At 59.9% G+C, this 18,768-nt stretch carries 16 protein-coding genes and 1 pseudogene; 10 read left to right on the top strand and 7 right to left on the bottom strand.

Annotated features, from left to right (window positions below):
- Window positions 1-122 precede the first annotated feature (122 nt).
- Complete coding sequence (gene yciA / locus CK910_RS20160; RefSeq protein WP_080741131.1) at window positions 123-521, top strand: acyl-CoA thioester hydrolase YciA; 399 nt, start codon at window positions 123-125, stop codon at window positions 519-521.
- 6 nt (window positions 522-527) lie between these two features.
- Here the strand turns inward: yciA and CK910_RS20155 are convergent, their stop codons facing one another.
- Window positions 528-752 carry a hypothetical protein gene (locus CK910_RS20155; RefSeq protein ID WP_042872430.1) on the bottom strand — a complete coding sequence of 75 codons (225 nt, stop codon included), beginning with the start codon at window positions 750-752 and terminating at the stop codon, window positions 528-530.
- Between the two features lie 111 nt (window positions 753-863).
- Between CK910_RS20155 and CK910_RS20150 the strand changes: the two genes are divergently transcribed.
- Complete coding sequence (locus CK910_RS20150; RefSeq protein ID WP_098984480.1) at window positions 864-1,709, top strand: endonuclease/exonuclease/phosphatase family protein; 846 nt, start codon at window positions 864-866, stop codon at window positions 1,707-1,709.
- A gap of 84 nt (window positions 1,710-1,793) precedes the next feature.
- On the opposite strand, the gene CK910_RS20145 is transcribed toward CK910_RS20150, so the two are convergent.
- A complete protein-coding gene (locus CK910_RS20145) occupies window positions 1,794-3,341 on the bottom strand; it encodes a LysM peptidoglycan-binding domain-containing protein (protein ID WP_098984479.1) in 1,548 nt (515 codons plus the stop codon).
- 69 nt (window positions 3,342-3,410) lie between these two features.
- A complete protein-coding gene (gene gloB, locus CK910_RS20140) occupies window positions 3,411-4,175 on the bottom strand; it encodes a hydroxyacylglutathione hydrolase (RefSeq protein WP_043138498.1) in 765 nt (254 codons plus the stop codon).
- Between the two features lie 71 nt (window positions 4,176-4,246).
- Here gloB and CK910_RS20135 point away from each other — a divergent pair, with 71 nt between their 5' ends.
- Window positions 4,247-4,969: a class I SAM-dependent methyltransferase gene (locus CK910_RS20135; RefSeq protein ID WP_172955375.1), complete on the top strand. Its 723-nt coding sequence runs from the start codon at window positions 4,247-4,249 to the stop codon at window positions 4,967-4,969.
- Between the two features lie 69 nt (window positions 4,970-5,038).
- Here CK910_RS20135 and rnhA read toward each other — a convergent pair.
- Window positions 5,039-5,507: pseudogene (gene rnhA / locus CK910_RS20130) on the bottom strand (ribonuclease HI).
- Window positions 5,508-5,582: 75 nt separating this feature from the next.
- On the opposite strand from rnhA, the gene dnaQ reads away from it, so the two are divergent.
- Window positions 5,583-6,317 (top strand): DNA polymerase III subunit epsilon, encoded by a 735-nt coding sequence (gene dnaQ / locus CK910_RS20125; protein ID WP_042034628.1) that lies wholly within the window; start codon window positions 5,583-5,585, stop codon window positions 6,315-6,317.
- Window positions 6,314-7,570 (top strand): TIGR03503 family protein, encoded by a 1,257-nt coding sequence (locus tag CK910_RS20120; protein ID WP_098984477.1) that lies wholly within the window; start codon window positions 6,314-6,316, stop codon window positions 7,568-7,570. The genes dnaQ and CK910_RS20120 overlap by 4 nt, the downstream gene beginning before the upstream one ends.
- A gap of 81 nt (window positions 7,571-7,651) precedes the next feature.
- On the opposite strand, the gene CK910_RS20115 is transcribed toward CK910_RS20120, so the two are convergent.
- Window positions 7,652-9,169 carry an HD domain-containing phosphohydrolase gene (locus tag CK910_RS20115; RefSeq protein ID WP_043138490.1) on the bottom strand — a complete coding sequence of 506 codons (1,518 nt, stop codon included), beginning with the start codon at window positions 9,167-9,169 and terminating at the stop codon, window positions 7,652-7,654.
- Between the two features lie 165 nt (window positions 9,170-9,334).
- Window positions 9,335-11,791 carry an acyl-CoA dehydrogenase FadE gene (gene fadE, locus CK910_RS20110; RefSeq protein WP_098984476.1) on the bottom strand — a complete coding sequence of 819 codons (2,457 nt, stop codon included), beginning with the start codon at window positions 11,789-11,791 and terminating at the stop codon, window positions 9,335-9,337.
- Window positions 11,792-12,037: 246 nt separating this feature from the next.
- Between fadE and lpcA the strand changes: the two genes are divergently transcribed.
- The 3 genes from lpcA (at window position 12,038) to CK910_RS20095 (ending at window position 14,203) form a co-directional block, all read left to right on the top strand.
- The gene (lpcA, locus tag CK910_RS20105) at window positions 12,038-12,616 is read left to right on the top strand and encodes a D-sedoheptulose 7-phosphate isomerase (protein ID WP_042872411.1); all 579 of its coding nucleotides are present in this window, start codon (window positions 12,038-12,040) and stop codon (window positions 12,614-12,616) included.
- A 147-nt stretch (window positions 12,617-12,763) separates the two neighbouring features.
- The gene (locus tag CK910_RS20100) at window positions 12,764-13,546 is read left to right on the top strand and encodes a class II glutamine amidotransferase (protein WP_042872409.1); all 783 of its coding nucleotides are present in this window, start codon (window positions 12,764-12,766) and stop codon (window positions 13,544-13,546) included.
- A gap of 321 nt (window positions 13,547-13,867) precedes the next feature.
- A complete protein-coding gene (locus tag CK910_RS20095) occupies window positions 13,868-14,203 on the top strand; it encodes an Hpt domain-containing protein (protein WP_043138484.1) in 336 nt (111 codons plus the stop codon).
- 51 nt (window positions 14,204-14,254) lie between these two features.
- On the opposite strand, the gene CK910_RS20090 is transcribed toward CK910_RS20095, so the two are convergent.
- Window positions 14,255-15,169, bottom strand: coding sequence for a gluconeogenesis factor YvcK family protein (locus CK910_RS20090; protein WP_098984475.1), 915 nt, complete (start codon window positions 15,167-15,169; stop codon window positions 14,255-14,257).
- A 113-nt stretch (window positions 15,170-15,282) separates the two neighbouring features.
- Here CK910_RS20090 and CK910_RS20085 point away from each other — a divergent pair, with 113 nt between their 5' ends.
- Window positions 15,283-16,467, top strand: coding sequence for an FIST signal transduction protein (locus tag CK910_RS20085; protein ID WP_098984474.1), 1,185 nt, complete (start codon window positions 15,283-15,285; stop codon window positions 16,465-16,467).
- Window positions 16,468-16,487: 20 nt separating this feature from the next.
- Entirely contained in the window at window positions 16,488-18,584 is a 2,097-nt protein-coding gene (locus CK910_RS20080; RefSeq protein ID WP_172955374.1) for a hybrid sensor histidine kinase/response regulator, read from the top strand.
- The last annotated feature ends 184 nt before the right edge of the window (window positions 18,585-18,768 follow it).

Raw genomic sequence — 18,768 nt, 5'->3', positions numbered from 1 at the left:
GTCTCCTGAGCGGTGGCATGCGACTCCAGGGCCCCGGCGGGCTGGGGCTGCGGGGCAATTGAGGTTTGCCAAGGCGGGGCTCGCCCCCTATCATGCCGCCATCCATGATAGAGAGAGCGGTAATGATGGTAGATACAAGACGTCACCCCGATGGGGAGCTGTTGCTGAGAACCCTGGCAATGCCAGCCGATACCAACCCCAATGGCGACATTTTCGGGGGCTGGATCATGTCCCAGATGGATATAGGTGGGGGCATCATGGCCAAGGAGCTGGCAAAAGGACGTATTTGTACCGTTTCCGTCGAGGGCATGACCTTTCACAGCCCGGTCAAGGTAGGCGATGTGGTGTGCTGCTACGGGCGTTGCCTGAAGATTGGCCGCAGCTCCATGCGTCTTAAACTGGAGGTCTGGGTCAAGCCGGTGCTGCGTGCAAACGAAGCCCAGCGTTACTGCGTGACCGAGGGGATTTTTACCTACGTCGCCATCGACGATCAGGGCAAATCCCGCCCGGTTCCAGTCTGATCCGGCTCAGATCAGCCGGGCGTTGATGATGGATATTTCCTGCTCAAAGCCGGTTTTTTGCCGTATCATGCGTTCCAGCATCTCTTCCGAGCCGACACACTGCTCAGTGTCGAACAGGCAGAGATCGCACTGGGGATCCCGTCTGATCTGATAGACGGTGGAAAGCTCCACTTGATGACAATTTCCTTGTTGATCATAAAATGTCACGCGGTACTGGTGCTGTCTCGCCATCGTTGAATTCCTTCTGGATGCGCCGGGCCGGACACGAATCATGAGCCTAGTCGGCTGCGATGACATTTGTGATGGTCATGACACAATGCAGAGGCAGGTGGTTGTTAGCCAATGAAAAATAGTTATCGCATTCTGGGAACGTCGCTGCTGACGTTGGGGTTGGTCGGCTGTTTCGAGGTGCCGGATCAGGATCATCTGGTGACGGCGCAGGGCATCATTCCCGGCGTCAATTGCCAGAAGCCGCCGCTGGTAGCGCTGGCGTCCACCGCCTTGCCCCGCGAGTTTGGCATCACAGTCTGGAACCTCTACAAGGGTCAGCGTAAAAACTGGCGAGAGGGGCTGGACGAGTATGCGAAATCCCAGGATCTGGTGCTGCTGCAGGAGTCGGCGACCCGTCCGGACATGCTGGCGTGGCTCAAGGCCGGTGAGTTCCAGTGGCAACAGTTGCAGGCGTTCACCCAGGGTGGCGTCTCGTTTGGCGTCATGACGGTCGCCAAAACGCCACAGGCCTTCGTCTGCGGCGTTCGTTCGCCAGAGCCTCTGCTACGCATTCCCAAGTCCGGTCTGGTCAGCCTGTACCCCTTGCAGGGCGATCCTGACGGTGTGCTGGTGGTGAACCTGCATGCGGTCAACTTCGAACTGGGCATGGCTACCTTCCGCGAGCAGCTCAATGATCTGACCGCCCTCATCCATCACCATCAGGGGCCTGTCATTCTGGCGGGGGATTTCAACACCTGGAGCGACAAGCGCGAATTCTGGCTGAACAAGCTGGTGGGCGAGCTGGGGCTGCAGGAAGCCATTCCGGTGCCGGATCTGCGCCGTACCGCATTTGGCCGTCCGCTGGATCACCTCTACTACCGCAATCTGGACCTGGTGGAAGTGAGCAGCCCGGCGACCGACGCATCGGATCACAATCCCATCATGGCGCGCTTCGCGGCCCAGGCCATCACTCCCTGATGGCCCGCGGCTGCACCAGCAGTCGGCATCGATAAAAAAACACCCCGCACTTGGCGGGGTGTTTTTTTATGAAGTGACGGCTGCTCAGCTGTTGTTCTTCACGAACAGGGTCAGTTCCTGACCCGGCTTGAGGTAGTCGCTCTTGCCGAGCTGATTCCAGCGCATCACATCCATCACGGCGACCTGAAAGCGGGCGGCGATGGAGGAGAGGGAGTCACCCCGACGAACCTGATAGACCATGGACTTGTTGCTGCTCTTGCCCTGCTTGGGCCAGACCACCAGTTTCATGCCGGGTTTCAGGGCCGACTTGGCGTTAAGACCGTTCCACTTGGCCAGCTGATCATGGGTCACCCCGTGTGCCTGGCTGATGCTCCAGAGATTGTCACCGGAACGCACCTTGTACTGGATCTTGCTGCCGCTGCGACTGGCAATCTGCTGCGACTTGCTCTGGGCTGCCTGACTGCTGACCTGTTTGCTGCCACCGGTCGGGATCATCAGGGTCTGGCCACGGCGCAGGTTGTTGCCACGCAGATTGTTGGCCAGCTTGAGCTGTTGCACGCTCACCCCGTGATTTTGGGCGATGCGGGAGAGGGTATCGCCACTGGTGACCTGATAGGAGCGGGTGCGGATGCGCTCGCTCTGGGGCAGGTCGGCCAGGGCCAGTTCCAGGGTATCGGCATATTCGACCGGTACCAGCAGGCGATAGGGGCCCTGAGGAGAGGTCGACCAGCGGCTCAGGGCCGGATTGACCTCTTTCAACTGGGCCGGGCGCAGACCCGCCAGCTGGGCGGCCACGTTCAAATCGATCTGGCCCCCGGTGTTGACCACCCGCAGTTGCGGCTTGTTGGCCAGTACCGGCAGGGTGACATTGTATTTGTCCGCGTTGCGGATCATGTCAGCCATGGCCAGGATCTTGGGCACATACATCCGGGTCTCACGGGGCAGATCGAGGGACCAGTAGTCGGTTGGACGACCGGCCTTCTGATTGCGGACTATGGCATTGCGCACGCGCCCTTCACCGGCATTGTAGGCGGCCAGCGTTTGCAGCCAGTCACCATCAAAGAAGCGGTTCAGGTACTCCAGATAATCCAGCGCGGCATTGGTGGAAGCCAACACATCGCGGCGGCCGTCATACCAGCTGTCGTGGCGCAGGCCGAAGTTCTTGCCGGTCGCAGGGACGAATTGCCACAGACCGACCGCATTGCTGCGGGAGCGGGCGTGGGGATCGAACATGCTCTCGATCATGGGGATGGTAATAAGCTCCATTGGCAGCTCACGCCGTTCGATTTCCTCTACCATCAGATACAGGTAGGGCTCAGCCCGGCTGGCAATGGTCGCCAGATGCTTATCATTGCGTAGTAACCAATCGCGCTGCTGGCGGACACGGTCGTTCTCCTGCGGATCAAACTGCATATCATCGCTGATACGCACCCACAGGTTCTCGGTGTCATCCAGTTCGTCTATCTGTTCGTCACCAAACAGGAAGCGCGCAGAATGTTTTTTATACGCTTTTTTGTTGACTTGGGGGGACTTGATCGGCTCGATTGCCGTTAGCGCCCGGTCATCCTGATGGCTCAGGTTTTGGCAGCCGCTGAGAAACAGCGCCGCCAATAAGGCCGTTCGTACCTTCATCTCGCTCAGGTCATCTCTTGAAAAACAGCTGTCATCATAAGGGGCAATGGCCCCCTGATCAAGGTTTGTTCAAAAAACGTCCTTCCAGCTGCGTAGCACTGCGAAGGTATCCTCTGGATTTTCCAAGCATTTTAAGGCGTGTTTCTCAGCAGAAAATTTCACGGAATCCTGTTCGCAGCGCAGAAAAACGTTGAACTCACGCTCATCACCCAGCCGGGAGGGGAGACTCGGCAGGCCCTGCTGGCGCAGTTTGCTGATCAGCCCGATCCGCTGCTGGATCGCCCTGTTGTCAGGCTCGACCGCGTAGGCGAAACGCAGGTTGGAGAGGGTGTACTCATGGGCACAATAGATGAGGGTGTCGTCGGGCAGGGCGGCGAGCCGTTGCAGCGAGTCATGCATCTGGGCCGGGGTCCCTTCGAACAGGCGACCGCAACCGGCGGAGAAGAGCGTATCACCACAGAACAGCATGCCATGGCCGTGGTAGGCGATGTGGCCCAGGGTATGGCCTGGCACGTGGATAACATCCAGGCTCAGGCCATGCCAGTTGATCTGATCCCCGTCATCGAGCCACTGACCGTGGTGATCGGGCATGGGATCATGTTTGGGACCATAGAGTCTTGCATGAGGGAAGTGAGTGAGCAGGGCGGTGACGCCACCCACATGATCCTGGTGGTGGTGAGTCAGCAGGATGGCGTCGAGTTGCAGCTCCAACACCGCCAGCCGCTCCAGCACGGGGGCCGCATCGCCAGGGTCGACCACCAGACAGTGATTTTCGTGTCGGATCAACCAGATGTAGTTGTCGTTAAAGGCTGGAACTGTGATCACTGGATACATGAGTCTGCTTCTCTTTATGGAGGGTATCTTATATAACTGGATGGCGTTCGAACCCCAAGTTGAGCCCTATTATGCAGTTGGCACGTACCGAACAACAAATCGAGATCCCGACCAGCTGGTCGGCGTTACCCATGGGGGACTGGGTGGCGGCCGAGATCCAGGAGCGGCTCGACAGCTGGTGCCCACATCTGTTTGGTTATCATCTGCTTAAAGTCGGCGCCCTGAGCGCCGAGCTCTCCTGTGGCTGCTCTTCCATCCGCCACCAGATAGGGGTGGCGACCAGTGGTCGGCTGCTGGATATCCAGGGCGATCCACTGGTCTTGCCGGTACGAACCGGCAGCGTGGATGCCTGTCTGCTCGCCCATTGTCTCGATTTCTCGCCCGACCCCCATCAGGTGCTGCGTGAAGCCGAACGTGTGTTGACCGACGATGGCTGGCTCATCGTCAGCGGCTATAACCCGCTCAGTCTGGTCGGTATCGGTCATTGTCTGCCTTTCCTGCGTCAACATCTGCCTTGGTCGGCTCGCATGTTCACCCCGGCGCGGGTCACCGACTGGTTGCAACTGCTCGGTTGCGAGGTGATGTTTGATGAGCGCTTCGGCTATTCGTTCATGAGTAAGCAGAGCCGGATCGGCTGGTGGCGGGAGAGTGTGGGGCGGGATTACTTCAGACCCTTTGCATCAGTCTATGTGATAGCCGCGCGCAAGCGGCGTTTTCCACTCATCCCGGTGCGCCGTCGCTGGCGTTTGCCTGAGTCGATAGCGGCACCGGGCATGGCGCGTCAGGGCTGGTAGCCCATATCCTAGACGAACAACTCGCGACCGCTCGGGTCAAAGACGCTCGTCACCCTTTGACAGGTGGGATCAGGGTTGATAGCCGGTGTCTTCGGCGAGCTGCTTGCCACTGGCGGCATCGCGCGCCAGCTCATCGCAGCGTTCATTCTCGGGGTGACCCGAGTGTCCCTTGACCCAGAGCCACTCGATCTGATGGCGGGCCACTTCCGCATCCAGTTCCTTCCAGAGATCGACGTTCTTGACCGGCTGGCGGTTTGAGGTCATCCATCCCTTCTTCTTCCAGCCGATGATCCACTGGGTGATCCCTTGGCGCACATACTGGCTGTCGGTGGTGAGTCGTACCTGGCAGGCCGCATTGAGGGTGCGCAGCCCCATGATGGCGGCCATCAGCTCCATCCGGTTATTGGTGGTCAGCCGAAAACCACCGGAAATCTCCTTGCGGTGATCGCCATAGACCAGGACGGCGCCATAGCCACCCGGGCCAGGATTGCCTAGGGAGGCAGGAACCATCCGTGTATAAATCAATGTGTTTTAACATGAGCAATCGATCTTTTTTAGCATGAGTCTTGGGGTAAACTAGCGGGTAAGGCCGAAGTTTGACATAGATTGGATCATGAACACACCCCAACTGAATCGCCAGATCATTCTGGATACTGAAACCACAGGTATGAACACCGCCGGTGGCCCCATCTATCTGGGACACCGCATCATAGAGATCGGCTGTGTGGAGGTGATCAACCGCAAGCTGACCGGCAATCACTACCACGTCTATATCAAGCCGGATCGGCTGGTGGATCCCGAGGCCATCCAGGTGCACGGCATCACGGATGCCTTCCTGGTCGACAAGCCCCCGTTCAGCCAGATCGCCAACGACTTCATCGAGTTCATCCGTGGCGCCGAGCTTATCGCCCACAACGCGCCTTTTGACGTGAGCTTCATGGACTACGAGTTCGGCAAGCTCGGACTCAACTTCAAGACCAAGGATATCTGCAGCATCACAGATACCCTGGCGATGGCGAGGGATCTCTTCCCGGGCAAACGCAACAACCTGGATGTGCTGTGCGATCGCTATGGCATAGACAACTCCCACCGGACCTTGCACGGGGCTTTGCTCGATGCGGAGATCCTGGCCGACGTTTACCTGCTGATGACGGGTGGCCAGACCAAGCTGAACCTGGCCACCGAAAGCCAGGAGAACGAGCGCAATCAGGACACCAGCATCCGTCGACTGGAGAGCAACCGTCCGCCACTCAAGGTCGTGCGTGCCGGCGCCGACATCGAAGCCGTGCACGAGGCGAGGCTGGATCTGGTCCAGAAGAAAGGAGGAGCCTGCTTGTGGCGGCAATGAGCAAGCTATGGAGCGGTCTGCTGCTGCTGACCTCGCTGACGGCCGGGGCCAACGAGGTGTTTGCCCCCTCCGACATTCCCCTGCTCGATAATCGCTTTCGCATCGATTACGGGGTGAAGGAGATCACCTTCATAGTGACGCGCAAGCCGGGCACCCCTTCGGTGATCCTGGTGCGGCCCGATGGCAGCAAGTTGTATGTCGGCAAGGTGACGCCGCCCGAGGTGGGCTGGCTGGCGCTCAAGGATCAGGATCTCATCACCATCCGTGATCCCATGCCGGGTCCCTGGCAGGCCATAGGTGAGGTGGATCCTGAAAACAGGGTGCGCATCCTGTCGAACATCAAACTGGAAACCGATCTGCTGCCGACCCAGCTCTATCAGGGGGAAATCGTCAAGCTCAAGTCCTGGTTGCTGATCGACGATGCCCCGCCCAAGGAGGGTTACTACCTCACGGATCTCGGCATGACGGTGAAGCTGCAGCGCTTCAATGATGCCAAGCAGCAGGGCGAGCCCATTCTGGATGAGGTGCTCGGCCACTATCGCGATGATGGCAAGGGGCTCGACGAGGTGCCGGGTGATGGCATCATGACCGCCAAGGCGGTGCTGGATGTCCCGGCCGGCAAATACAGAGCGCTCTACAGCACCGGCAATCAGGTCTTCTCGCGCGCCCGCTATCAGGATGTGCTGATCTATCCGCTACCGGTCGGTTATACCCTGGCGGCGCCGTCGAAAGAGTACGGTGCCCGGCTCTCCTTCCTGATTGACGGCGATGAGCTGGATCCCGCCTCGGTGATCATCAAGGGCAAGGCAACCAATACCGTAGGGGCCAGCATGGCGTTCAGCGCGGTGGCGACCGAACCCAGGGTGGAGGTCGATCTCTCCGTCATCAAGGAGGTGGGCCAGTATGACGTGACCGCCACCCTGTTCGGAACCACCCGCCTGGGCCGCGAGATCCAGGTCACTCTGCCGGTCAAGTCATTCAACATCTTCCCCGTGCTGGCGGCGCCCCCTTCGGCCGCGTCCGCGGCTTCGGCAGCCGTACCCGACCAGGTGAAATTTGAGGAGAAAGAGAGCAGCGGCTGGCTGCTCTGGTTGCTGGGCGGCGTCGGTATCCTAGTGACTCTGCTCGGCGGGGTTGGGTTCATCCTGTTGCAAAAACGCCGGGCATTGCAAAAGGCGATGGCTGCGCAGAAGGCAGAGAATGAGGGGGCCAAATCCGAGGCCAAGCTGGACTTGAACCTGCCCGAGCAGTAAGAGTCTGCCCTGAATGAAAAAGCCGCCCTGTTGAGGCGGCTTTTTCATGTGTAGCGGTTGGCCAGTCGGGGTGAGGGAGGATCAGTGATCCCCGACGTAGATATCCTTGTGCTGATCGCGGATCTCGAGGAACTTGTCCAGATTGGCCAGCATCAGCTCCACCAGCCGGGGATCGAAGTGCTGTCCCTTCTCCTCTTCAATCAGCGCCAGTACCTTGTCCAATGGCCACGCCTTCTTGTAGCAGCGATCCGAGCCCAGGGCATCGAACACGTCGGCCAGCGCTACCACTCGCCCTTCGAGCGGTATTGAATCGCCCTTGAGGCCGCGGGGATAGCCGCTGCCATTCCATTTCTCATGGTGGTTGCCGGCTATGGTGGCGCCTATCTGGAACAGCGCCAGATCGCTGCCGGAGAGCATGTCCTGCCCCAGCTGGGCGTGGGTCTTCATGATCTCCCACTCTTCCGGGGTCAGCTTGCCCGGCTTGTGGAGGATGGCATCCGGGATCCCCACCTTGCCGATGTCGTGCAGGGGAGAGGCGCGCTTGATGAGCTCGCTCTGCTCTTCGCTCATGCCGAGCAACTGGCAGAACAGCTCGGTGTAGAGGGCGACCCGCTTGACGTGCAGGCCAGACTCCTTGGAGCGGGTCTCCACCAGCTCACCGATGCGGTAGATGATCTCGCGCTGGTTGTCGGCGATGACCTCGTTGAGCCGGATATTTTCCAGCGCCACTATGATGTTTTCGGTAAACAGGCTCAGCAGGCCCGTGTCCATCTGGCTGAGATGGCGGGTCGTCTCGATATGAAACAGCAGGTGATGGCGGGGATTCTGGCAGTAGAGCACCATCTGGTTGCCGTCATAGACGTTGGCGCGATTGGCCATGGCCTGGCGCAAGATCAGGGGGGCATCGACCAGCCGCACGGACGGATGGCCAGGCAGCAGGGGCTCCAGGATCTGATCCCGCACCTCGTAGGCAAACTGTTTTACATCATAGATCTGGGACTCTTCCAGATTGAGCAGGGCACCGAGCTGCTCCTGAGCTCCTTCGACAAACTGGCGCAGCGCCCGTTTCTCGAAGATCCCCTTGGAGGCCTCGATGACCTTCTCCAGCCCCTGGCGATTGCTCTCCAGGGTACGAATATCGCGGTATGAACGCAGGCTGGCCCGCAACAGGGTCCGCAGCTTCTGGGAGGTGAGCTCTGTCTTGTCCTTGTAATCGTTGATGTCGTAGTTGGTGACCACATCATCTTCCGGCGCCTGACCCGGTTGTCCGGTCCGCAGCACTATGCGCACCATCTTGTTTTGCAGATCCTCGCGCACGAATTTGACCACATCGAGACCGGCGTGATCGACTTCCATGACAACGTCGAGCAGCAACAAGGCTACATCCGGGGTCTTGGCGAGCAACTCCTTGGCCTGCGCGGCTGAATAAGCATGCAAAAATTCAATGGGTTTGTTATCGAATTCAAACTTGCTCAGGGTGATCTTGGTGATGCGATGTACCTCGGGTTCATCGTCCACAATCATCACCTTCCATCCAGCCTGCTGGTTATCGAGAAGGGGCAGATCGTCATCGTCAATAATCAGGATTTGGTCATCCATCATGCAATCCTGTTTGGGATCCTGTGCTTACATTAACTGCTTCACTAAGGATAGGAAACTTATTGGGAAATAAAATTTGATCTGTGAAATCTCTTTGTCGTCATCGTGATCCAGGCCCATAAAAAACGCCTCCACATGGGAGGCGTTTGACTATTTTCCTGTGGGTCAGGCTGCTCTGTGATAGGTCGATGGCTCGAACAGGGCCTTGTTGGCAACCAGGTCGATGGGGTCGAAATCATCGACGTTGATGGTACGCAGGCGGCTCTCTTCGGCACGGCGCAGCAAGTCAGCCTCGGTCTGGTTGAGCACTCCCAGTGCCAGACCTGCATCCGCCACCTTGTTCAGCTGCATAAACGGACGCTTGATACCGTCAGCCTTGCATACTTTCTCAAACAGCGGTTCGGCAGAGAGCACGTCATCGAGTGCCTGTTCCAGCAGACCGAAGGGGTTGCCCTCTTCGCGGGTCAGATACTGGCCCCGGGCCAGACGGCTGCGGGTCTCGCTCGGCGTCTGCAGCAGACGGGCAACCTGGCTGTCCAGCTTGTCGCTCGGGCGCTTCATGTCACGGCCAAGGGGCAGCACTATGACGCGCAGGGCCAAGCCAATCCAGCGGTTCGGGAAGTTGCGCAGCAGCTCGTCGATCGCCTCTTGCGCCTTGAACATGGCATCCTGCAGCGCCCAGTGCAGCAGCGGCAGATCCGCCTGCTGACGACCCTCATCCTGATAACGCTTGAGGGCACTCGAAGCCAGATAGAGCTGACTCAGCACATCGCCCAGGCGGGCGGAGACCCGCTCCTTGCGCTTGAGCTCACCCCCCAGGGTGCCCATCGCCATGTCTGACAGGAAGGCCAGGTTGGCAGAGAGGCGGGAGAGTTGCTGGTAGTAGCCCTTGGTCTGATCCTTGAACGGTGCGGGCGCAAGGCGGGCACCGGTCAGGCCCAGCCAGAAGCTGCGCACCAGATTGCTGATGGCAAAACCGACGTGACTGAACATCGCCTTGTCAAAATCCTTCAGCGCCTGATCCTTGTCAGGGTGGCTGGCGGCCAACATCTCCGGCAACACATAAGGGTGGCAGCGGATGGCGCCCTGACCGTAGATGATCATGCTGCGGGTCAGGATGTTGGCGCCCTCTACCGTGACGGCGATGGGGGCTCCCTGATAGCCGCGGGCCAGATAGTTGTTGGGGCCCATGCAGATGGCCTTGCCGCCGTGGATGTCCATGGCATCTATGATGCACTTCTGGGCCCGGTCGGTGAGGTGGTATTTGACGATGGCGGAGATGACCGAGGGTTTTTCCCCCAGATCGATGCCGGTCACCGTCAGATTGGCGGCGGCGCCCATGATGTAGGCGTTGCCACCGAGACGGGCCAGCGGCTCTTCAATGCCTTCCATCTTGCCGATGGGCAGCTTGAACTGGCGACGGATGCGGCTGTAGGCGCCGGTCGCCAGGGCCAGCATCTTGACGCCGCCCGTGCTGTTGGAGGGCAGCGTGATGCCGCGGCCAACCGAGAGGCATTCGACCAGCATGCGCCAGCCCTGACCGGCCATGGCCGGGCCGCCGATGATGAAATCGAGCGGCACAAACACATTGTCGCCACGGGTCGGGCCATTCTGGAACGGCACGTTGAGTGGGAAGTGGCGGCGACCGATCTCGACCCCCTTGATGTGGGTCGGGATCAGGGCACAGGTGATCCCCAGCTCCTCGTCTTCACCCAGCAGGTGATCTGGGTCACGCAGCTTGAAGGCCAGACCCAGTACGGTGGCGATGGGGGCGAGCGTGATGTAGCGCTTGTTCCAGGTCAGCCGCATGCCGAGCACCTCTTCCCCTTCCCACTCACCCTTGCAGATGATGCCGAAGTCGGGGATGGATCCGGCATCTGAACCCGCTTCAGGGCTGGTCAGCGCGAAGCAGGGGATCTCCTTACCGATTGCCAGACGGGGCAGGTAGTGGTCTTTCTGCTCATCGGTGCCGTAGTGCTGCAGCAGTTCACCCGGGCCGAGGGAGTTGGGCACGCCCACGGTGGAGGCCAGCACGGCGCTGGCGCCACACAGTTTTTGCAGTACGCAGGACTGGGCATAGGCGGAGAATTCCAGACCACCGTATTTCTTCTTGATGATCATGGCGAAGAACTTGTTGTCCTTCAGGTATTGCCACACCTCGGGGGAGAGATCGGCCCGCTCGTGGGTCACTTCCCAGTCGTTGACCATGCGGCACACTTCTTCAACCGGACCGTCCATGAAGGCTTGCTCTTCGGCTGACAGCACGCTGACAGGGATGGCGTGCAGCTTCTTCCAGTTCGGGTTGCCGGCAAACAGATCGGCTTCCCACCAGGTGGTGCCCGCTTCGATGGCTTCCTTCTCGGTGCGGGACATCTCCGGCATGATGGACTTGTAGAGCTTGAACAGCGGCTTGGTCAGCTGATTGCGGCGAAAATCCACCAGATTGAGGGGGATGGCAATCACGGCGAACAGTGCCCACACCAGCAGGGGGACATGGCCATAGAATGTGCCGGCGACCAGGGCCGCGGCCGTGGCAAGCGTGGATGTGAACAGATACGCCCGGCGATAAGCCATGGCGCCGATCACCAGGATCACCCCGAGCAGAGTGAGGGTCGTCGTCATTTTTCGCTCCTTGCATGAGTTGCCGAAGTTGGGTGAAAAGTGGGTTAGCTGATCCAGAGGTCTGACCTGTTGGATATGGCCCCTGTTGTAATTCATACGCACAAACTTATCAAGCTGTTTACAAGCTTGTTACCTTGGCTCTGTGATCGGCATAACGTCCTGCCGGCGGCATCTTGACGGGCGGGGGGGCGACTCCGGGATTGGCTTGTGCGACAATGACATCGCCCATATTTTGGAAGAGACATCATGTACCAAGAACTGATCCGCAATGAATTGACCGAAGCTGCCGGCGTGCTCCAGGCGTTCCTGGCAGATGAGCAGAATCTGAAAAACATTGAAGCTGCCGCCAGGCTGCTCGCCGACTCCTTCAAGCAGGAAGGCAAGGTGCTCTCCTGTGGCAATGGGGGCTCCCACTGCGATGCCATGCATTTTGCCGAAGAGCTGACCGGCCGCTATCGCGAGAACCGTCCCGGTTATGCCGGCATCGCCATCTCGGATCCCAGCCACCTCTCCTGCGTCTCCAACGACTTTGGCTACGACTACGTCTTCTCCCGTTATGTGGAAGCGGTTGGCCGTCGTGGTGACGTGCTGCTCGGTATCTCCACCAGCGGCAACTCAGGCAACATCCTCAAGGCCATTGAAGCCGCCCATGCCAAAGGCATGAAGGTGATAGCGCTGACCGGCAAGGATGGTGGCAAGATGGCGGGGCTGGCCGACGTCGAGATCCGGGTGCCGCATTTTGGCTATGCCGACCGCATTCAGGAAGTGCACATCAAGGTGATCCATATCCTGATCCAGCTGGTCGAAAAAGAGATGGCCAAGTAAGGCAGCATGTCCAGCCGGGATGTGTGGCCTCGCCAGGCCATGTCCCGGTTGTGCCTGTCCGATAAGCGGCGGGATCGGCAGTGCTCTGCATCTGGCTGGTCCCGCTGATTGAAAAAGATGGCCCAGTAATTAAGGAGTCCGCTGCTTATGTGCGAACTGCTCGGCATGAGTGCCAATGTGCCGACCGACATCTGCTTCAGCTTTACCGGTCTGATGCTGCGCGGCGGCAAGACGGGGCCACACAAGGATGGCTGGGGGATCACCTTCTATGAGGGGAGGGGGTTTCGCACCTTCAAGGATCCCGAGCCCAGTGCCCAGTCACCGATAGCCAAGCTGGTACAGGCGTTGCCCATCAAGAGCCGCGCCGTGGTCAGTCATATCCGGCAGGCGAACCGCGGCTGCGTGTCGCTGGAAAATACCCATCCGTTCACCCGTGAACTGTGGGGCCGCTACTGGACCTTCGCCCACAATGGCCAGCTGACCGGTTACAAGCGACTCGCCACCGGGCGGCACCGCCCGGTGGGGGACACCGACAGCGAGCACGCATTTTGCTGGCTGCTCAATCGGCTGGAACAGAAATATCCCAAGCGTCCTGCCAACTTCCCTGCCATGTTTCGCCATCTGGCCACCCTGTGCGACGAGTTGCGCGGACTCGGGGTATTCAACATGCTGCTGTCAGATGGGGAATTTGTGATGACCTATTGCAGCAACAACCTGCACTGGCTTACCCGGCGGGCGCCATTTGGCGAGGCCAGGCTGCTGGATGAAGATGTGGCCATCGATTTCCAGAGTGAGACGACCCCGGATGACGTGGTGACCCTGATCGCGACCCGTCCGCTGACCGGCAATGAAGATTGGGTCAGAATGGCGCCCGGCGAGTTCAGCCTGTTTCGGCTGGGTGAGCGCGTATGCGGCAGTCAGGATCGGTAATCATCTGATTTAAATATAAAAAAATACCAGGGTAGAATCCTACCCTGGTTCTTCGCAGCAGCCATACAGGCAAAAGGGATGAGAGAGGTGTTGCTGAGTCGCATCATTCTCACGGCCTCCATTGTTATTTAGATGTTAATTTGTTGGCAACATTTATGTTTCAATCCGGCCTGCCTATCGCCACATTACTAGAACCGGATCACACTTTTCATTTTGCGGCCGCTCGCCGGTCGACAAGCAGAAGGTGAGTGAGGGATGACGCTGTCGCGCCGGGCATCTATAGTATGTTCTGTTTGAATACCGCCAAATGAGGACTGAGGGATGGAATGGTTGGATCAGAAGGTGCTGCGACAGCTGGCGGAAGACATAGGCCAGGAGATGATGCCGGTGGTGATCTCGGTGTTTATCGAGGAAGTGGGAGAGCAGCTCGCCCAGCTGCGACCGCTCTATGAACGGCGGGACTGGCCTGCGCTGGCGCGGCTTGCCCACAGCATGAAATCCTCCTGCGGCAGCTACGGCGCCCAGCTCAGCTACCAGCAGGTGGTGGCACTGGAGCTGGCCTGCAAGCATGAAGATGCCGATGACGTCGCCCGGCTGCTGACCCAGCTGGAGCAATCCCTGCCCCAGGTGCTCTCTCACCTTGCCAACTACCACTGAGCTTGCTGCACAGCGGGGAACCAGCCGGTTCACCGCTGCGCGTAGCTGCCATCAGCGTTGATTGACCAGTTGCTGGATCACCCGATCCAGCGCCAGCTTGAGTTTCAGTCTGTCGTGGCGATGGGGGAGCTCGGCCTCACCCAGCTCGGCCTGGATCAGGCGGCTGGCCAACTCGGCCGGATACTCCCCTGTGGGCGCCAGAATGGCATCGACACGACCCGTACCGGCCCGTGACTCCAGCCAGCGCCATTGGTTGATCAGACTCAGCTGACTGGCGGGGCCATTCTCGGCCACCAGATTGCAGATGAACACCAGCATGGCATCGCTCTCATTGATGGCTTGCGCCACCTCGGCCAGCAGCAGGGGCGGCATGATGGAGGTGAGGAAGCTGCCGGGCCCGAGTATAATCATGTCGGCCTGAGCCAGCGCCTGCACCGCCTCGCGAGTCGCCGGTACTTCCGGGCTCAGGCTCAGGGAGAGCGGTGGCGTATCGAGCTGATCGATGGAGACCTCTCCTCCTAGGATCTGCTTGCCACAGACGGTGTGGGCACACAGGTCGGTGGGAAATTCTGACATGGGTAACAATTGTGACTCTATTTTCAGCATGTCACTGATGAGCTTGATAGCATCAAGAGGGCGCACGCAGAGGTTGTCGAGCGCCAGCAGCATCAGGTTGCCGAGGTTGTGACCCGCCAGCTCACCGCGGCCGGCGAAGCGATATTCAAACAACAGACTGCCGATGCTGGGATCCGTCACCAGCTGATTGAGGCAGTTGCGCAGATCTCCCCAGGCGATACACTCCTGGCTCTTGCGCAGGCGCCCAGTGGATCCGCCATCGTCCGTGGTGGCGACTATGCCGGTCAGCCGCTGGCCGAGAAACGAGAGTGAAGAGAGCACGCGGCCCATGCCGTGGCCGCCACCGATGGCGACGACCCGGTCAAAGTCATTGATGTTTTTCTGCCACATGCAGCTGTCCTGTGGTTGGGCTCAATTGAGGGCCATTCTAGCCGATGAAATCAGATAATTGTTTGATAAAGGTATGATTTTTGCTTACCCCCAGCATCATGAACAACTAGGAGATGGTGTTGAACTTTCTGACGGCTCACTCTCTTGAAGAGACCTCCCTGCTGGCTGCCCGGCAGGTCAGTGAGCGGCTGCTCGCTCAATCGCCTCATTCCCCTTCGCTGTTATTGGTCTATTTTACCCAAGCTCATGATGCCGAGGAACTGCGCCATCACCTCAAGCAGCAGTTTCCGACGACCCGACTGATAGGGTGCAGCTCCTGTGGCGGCGTCATGACCCAGGTTGGCCACCACGCCCGTCAGGGGATAGGGCTGGCGGTGGCCGCCCTCTACGATGACAAGGGAGCCTATGGGGTGGCGGGACAGGCGGGGGATGAGGTGGATATTCGCCAGCTGTTGCGCGCCGCCATCGCCGATGGGGGGCGTCCCGGCGAGCTGCCTCAGCTCATCCTGTTGCACGCCAGCCCGGGTCAGGAGGAGGCGATGCTGGCCAGTATCGAGGCCGAGCTGGGAACGACCGTCCCTGTCGTGGGAGGCTCGGCGGCCGACAACAGTGTCAGCGGCGATTGGCAGTTGTGCTGGGATGAGGGCAGTGCCCGCGAGGGCGTGGTGCTGGCGGTGCTCTATCCCGATTGCCAGCTGGCGTTCCAGTTTCATTCGGGCTATGTCCCGACCGAGCATCGCGGCACCATCACCGCCCTGGCAGGGCGCGAGATCCTCACCATAGATCATGAGCCCGCCGCCGAGGTCTACGCTCGCTGGACCGGACGAACTACTGCCTGGCCTGTGGGGCCCATACTGCGGGATACCACCCTCTCGCCGCTGGCCCGCCAGGTGGGCACCCTGGACGACATGCCCTACTACAAGCTATCTCATCCCGAGGCGGTGACAGAAGGTGGCGGATTGCGCCTCTTCACCGATACCCGGCTCGGCGAGCGGCTGCTGTTGATGTACAGCAGTCAGGAGGGGCTGCTGCAGCGCAGTCTGAATGCGACCCGCATCGAACCCGAGTACGGTATGACCGCCGAGATGCAGCCGTTCGGGGCCCTAGTGATCTTTTGTGCTGGTTGTCGCTTGGCTCTTGGTGATAGCTTATGCCAATTCGTCGATCAATTTCACACCCGGCTGGGGGAGATCCCCTTCATTACCCCGTTCACCTTCGGTGAGCAGGGGCGTCTGCCCCACGGTGAGCTGGCACACGGCAACCTGATGGTATCGAGCGTGATCTTCCTCGACAGCTGATATATGGCGCTGGAAACAAGATGATAGGTAATACGGAATTGGAAGCCCTGGGTGACAAGCTGCAGACCACGCTGGTGGAGCTGGTGCGTTGTCGGGAACGCGAGGCCAAGTACCGCCAGGAGTCGCAGACCCTGCTGTGCGGGGTCGCGACGCTGGCCGATGCCCAGACCCTGGAGCAGGTGCTGGACAGCCTCATCCAGGCGCTCAAGCCCTTCATCGGTTTCGAACATGCGGATGTGGTGGCCTGGGAAGCTGGCAGTGGCATCACCCACCTCAGCACCCAGGATGGCGAGGTGGGGCGCCGCTGGCAGCTGACCCCGCTCTTCTCTCGCGCCATCGAGGGGGAGACCCTGGTCATCTATGACCCGACCCAGTTGCCCGAGCTGGCGCCACTGGCCGATGTGGCCGGCTGGGCCAGCGTCATGATGACGGGGTTGCGCGCCCCCGGTTTCTCCGGCGTCCTCATCTGCCGTCACGCCGTGATGGGTACCTTCGATCTCAAGAGCAAGGCGGCGATGCAACGCTGCCGTCCGCTCATCTCCCAAGCGCTGGTCAACATCGCCTATCGGGCCCGCTTGCAGGAGCAGGTCGAGCTCAAGACGCTAGCGCTGCAGACCAGCGAGCAGCGTTTTCGCAGCTTTGCCGGCATGGCCTCCGACTGGTTCTGGGAGACGGACACGGAGCACAGGCTCAGCTATGTGTCGGCGCCCGGATATCAGGGGGATGTGAAAGCGCATCCACCCGGTCAGAGTCTCTACGATTACGTCTATGATCGGCGGGATCCCGAGTGGGGCAAGTACCGCCGCCTCATCGAGCTGCATCTGCCGGTGCGGGCGGTACGAGCCCAGGTCAGCCTGGCCAGGGGACCCTGCTGGATGGAGATCAACGCCGAGCCCTGCTTTGACGCCGCCGGTGTCTTCATCGGCTATCGGGGCACGGCGCGGGATGTGGGCAACCAGATCCGCCGCGAGCAGGAGCTGGCCCGGGCACGGGATGAGGCCGAGGCGGCCAACCGTGCCAAGTCGCAGTTCCTGGCCATGATGACCCACGAGATCCGCTCCCCCATGAATGCGGTGCTGGGCATGCTGGATCTGTTGCAACATGCCCAGCTCGAGCCTCAGCAGCAGACCCTGCTCGGGCATGCCACCCACTCGGCCCGTCTGCTGCAGACCATCATCGACGATGTGCTCGATTTCTCGAAAATCGAATCCCATACCCTGGAGTTTCATTGCGAGACCCTGCTCCCCACTCAGCTGTGCCAATCCCTGATCGAACCGCTGCAAGAGCGCGCCAGGAGCAAGGGCATAGCCCTGCGCTGGCGGGTGGATGAGGCGGTTCCGCCCCAGTTGCAGGGGGATCCTGTGCGGCTGTCACAGGTGATCAGCAACCTGCTCGGCAACGCGGTGAAGTTCACCAGCCAGGGCAGCGTCTTGCTGCAACTGGACTGGCACGAGCAACGGCTGCGGGTGTCGGTGACCGATACCGGGATCGGCATCTCGGCCGAGGATCAGGCGCTCCTGTTCGAGCCCTTCTCCCAGGTCGACAGCTCGGCGACCCGCCGTTTCTCCGGGACCGGGCTGGGGCTGGCCATCAGCAAACGGCTGGTGGAGCTGATGGGCGGGGAGATCCGCCTGCAGAGCGCGCCCGGCCAGGGCAGCTGCTTCTGGTTCGAGCTGCCCGGCATGGCACTGCCGTGCGAGTGCAGCAGCCGGCCCGAGCCGGATCAATTGCCCATACAGGATCTGGATGTGCTGGTGGTGGAAGACAGCCCGGTCAACCAGCTGGTGGTGTCCCTCATGCTGCAAAAGCTGGTGAGTCGGGTGCGGCTCGCGGCCAATGGCCTGGAGGCGCTGGCCCAGGTGGCGGAGCAGCAGCCGGATCTCATCCTGATGGACATGCGGATGCCGCAGATGGATGGGCTGGAGGCGACTCGTCGCTTGCGGGAACTGGGCTGCAAGGTGCCCATAGTGGCCTTGACGGCCAATGCCATGGCCGAAGACAGGGCCCGTTGTCTGGCCCAGGGAATGGATGATTTTCTGGCCAAGCCCATCAGCCTGATGCGACTGAGAGAGTGCCTGCAGCGCCATATCAGCCCAGTGTTGCCGGATCGCAGGTAAAAAAAATGGTCAACCTGGGTGGTTGACCAATTCTTCAGCAAATACTGAAGAGAGCACGGGATAAATCGGGTTGTACGATTCTATATGAAAAAGTCGTGCCAACTTTTCAGAACCTGTTTATGCGGCTTGCGGCTGTGTTATTGCTTTTTATCGATCACCGCCGTTTGCAAAATGCGAAATTCTT

The organism is Aeromonas sp. CA23 (genome assembly GCF_002587065.1).
Lineage (GTDB): Bacteria > Pseudomonadota > Gammaproteobacteria > Enterobacterales > Aeromonadaceae > Aeromonas > Aeromonas bestiarum.
Note: the sequence above shows the minus strand (reverse complement) of the source record. Positions and strands in the feature narration are given on the sequence as shown.

Bases quoted from the DNA above. Each gene is read 5' to 3' on its own strand.
- dnaQ (WP_042034628.1), top strand. From the start codon at position 5,583: ATGAACACACCCCAACTGAATCGCCAGATCATTCTGGATACTGAAACC.
- CK910_RS20145 (WP_098984479.1), bottom strand. From the start codon at position 3,341: ATGAAGGTACGAACGGCCTTATTGGCGGCGCTGTTTCTCAGCGGCTGC.
- CK910_RS20100 (WP_042872409.1), top strand. From the start codon at position 12,764: ATGTGCGAACTGCTCGGCATGAGTGCCAATGTGCCGACCGACATCTGC.
- gloB (WP_043138498.1), bottom strand. From the start codon at position 4,175: ATGTATCCAGTGATCACAGTTCCAGCCTTTAACGACAACTACATCTGG.
- CK910_RS20085 (WP_098984474.1), top strand. From the start codon at position 15,283: ATGGTGTTGAACTTTCTGACGGCTCACTCTCTTGAAGAGACCTCCCTG.
- CK910_RS20155 (WP_042872430.1), bottom strand. From the start codon at position 752: ATGGCGAGACAGCACCAGTACCGCGTGACATTTTATGATCAACAAGGA.
- CK910_RS20135 (WP_172955375.1), top strand. From the start codon at position 4,247: ATGCAGTTGGCACGTACCGAACAACAAATCGAGATCCCGACCAGCTGG.
- CK910_RS20095 (WP_043138484.1), top strand. From the start codon at position 13,868: ATGGAATGGTTGGATCAGAAGGTGCTGCGACAGCTGGCGGAAGACATA.
- CK910_RS20080 (WP_172955374.1), top strand. From the start codon at position 16,488: ATGATAGGTAATACGGAATTGGAAGCCCTGGGTGACAAGCTGCAGACC.
- CK910_RS20090 (WP_098984475.1), bottom strand. From the start codon at position 15,169: ATGTGGCAGAAAAACATCAATGACTTTGACCGGGTCGTCGCCATCGGT.
- yciA (WP_080741131.1), top strand. From the start codon at position 123: ATGATGGTAGATACAAGACGTCACCCCGATGGGGAGCTGTTGCTGAGA.
- lpcA (WP_042872411.1), top strand. From the start codon at position 12,038: ATGTACCAAGAACTGATCCGCAATGAATTGACCGAAGCTGCCGGCGTG.
- CK910_RS20120 (WP_098984477.1), top strand. From the start codon at position 6,314: ATGAGCAAGCTATGGAGCGGTCTGCTGCTGCTGACCTCGCTGACGGCC.
- CK910_RS20115 (WP_043138490.1), bottom strand. From the start codon at position 9,169: ATGGATGACCAAATCCTGATTATTGACGATGACGATCTGCCCCTTCTC.
- fadE (WP_098984476.1), bottom strand. From the start codon at position 11,791: ATGACGACGACCCTCACTCTGCTCGGGGTGATCCTGGTGATCGGCGCC.
- CK910_RS20150 (WP_098984480.1), top strand. From the start codon at position 864: ATGAAAAATAGTTATCGCATTCTGGGAACGTCGCTGCTGACGTTGGGG.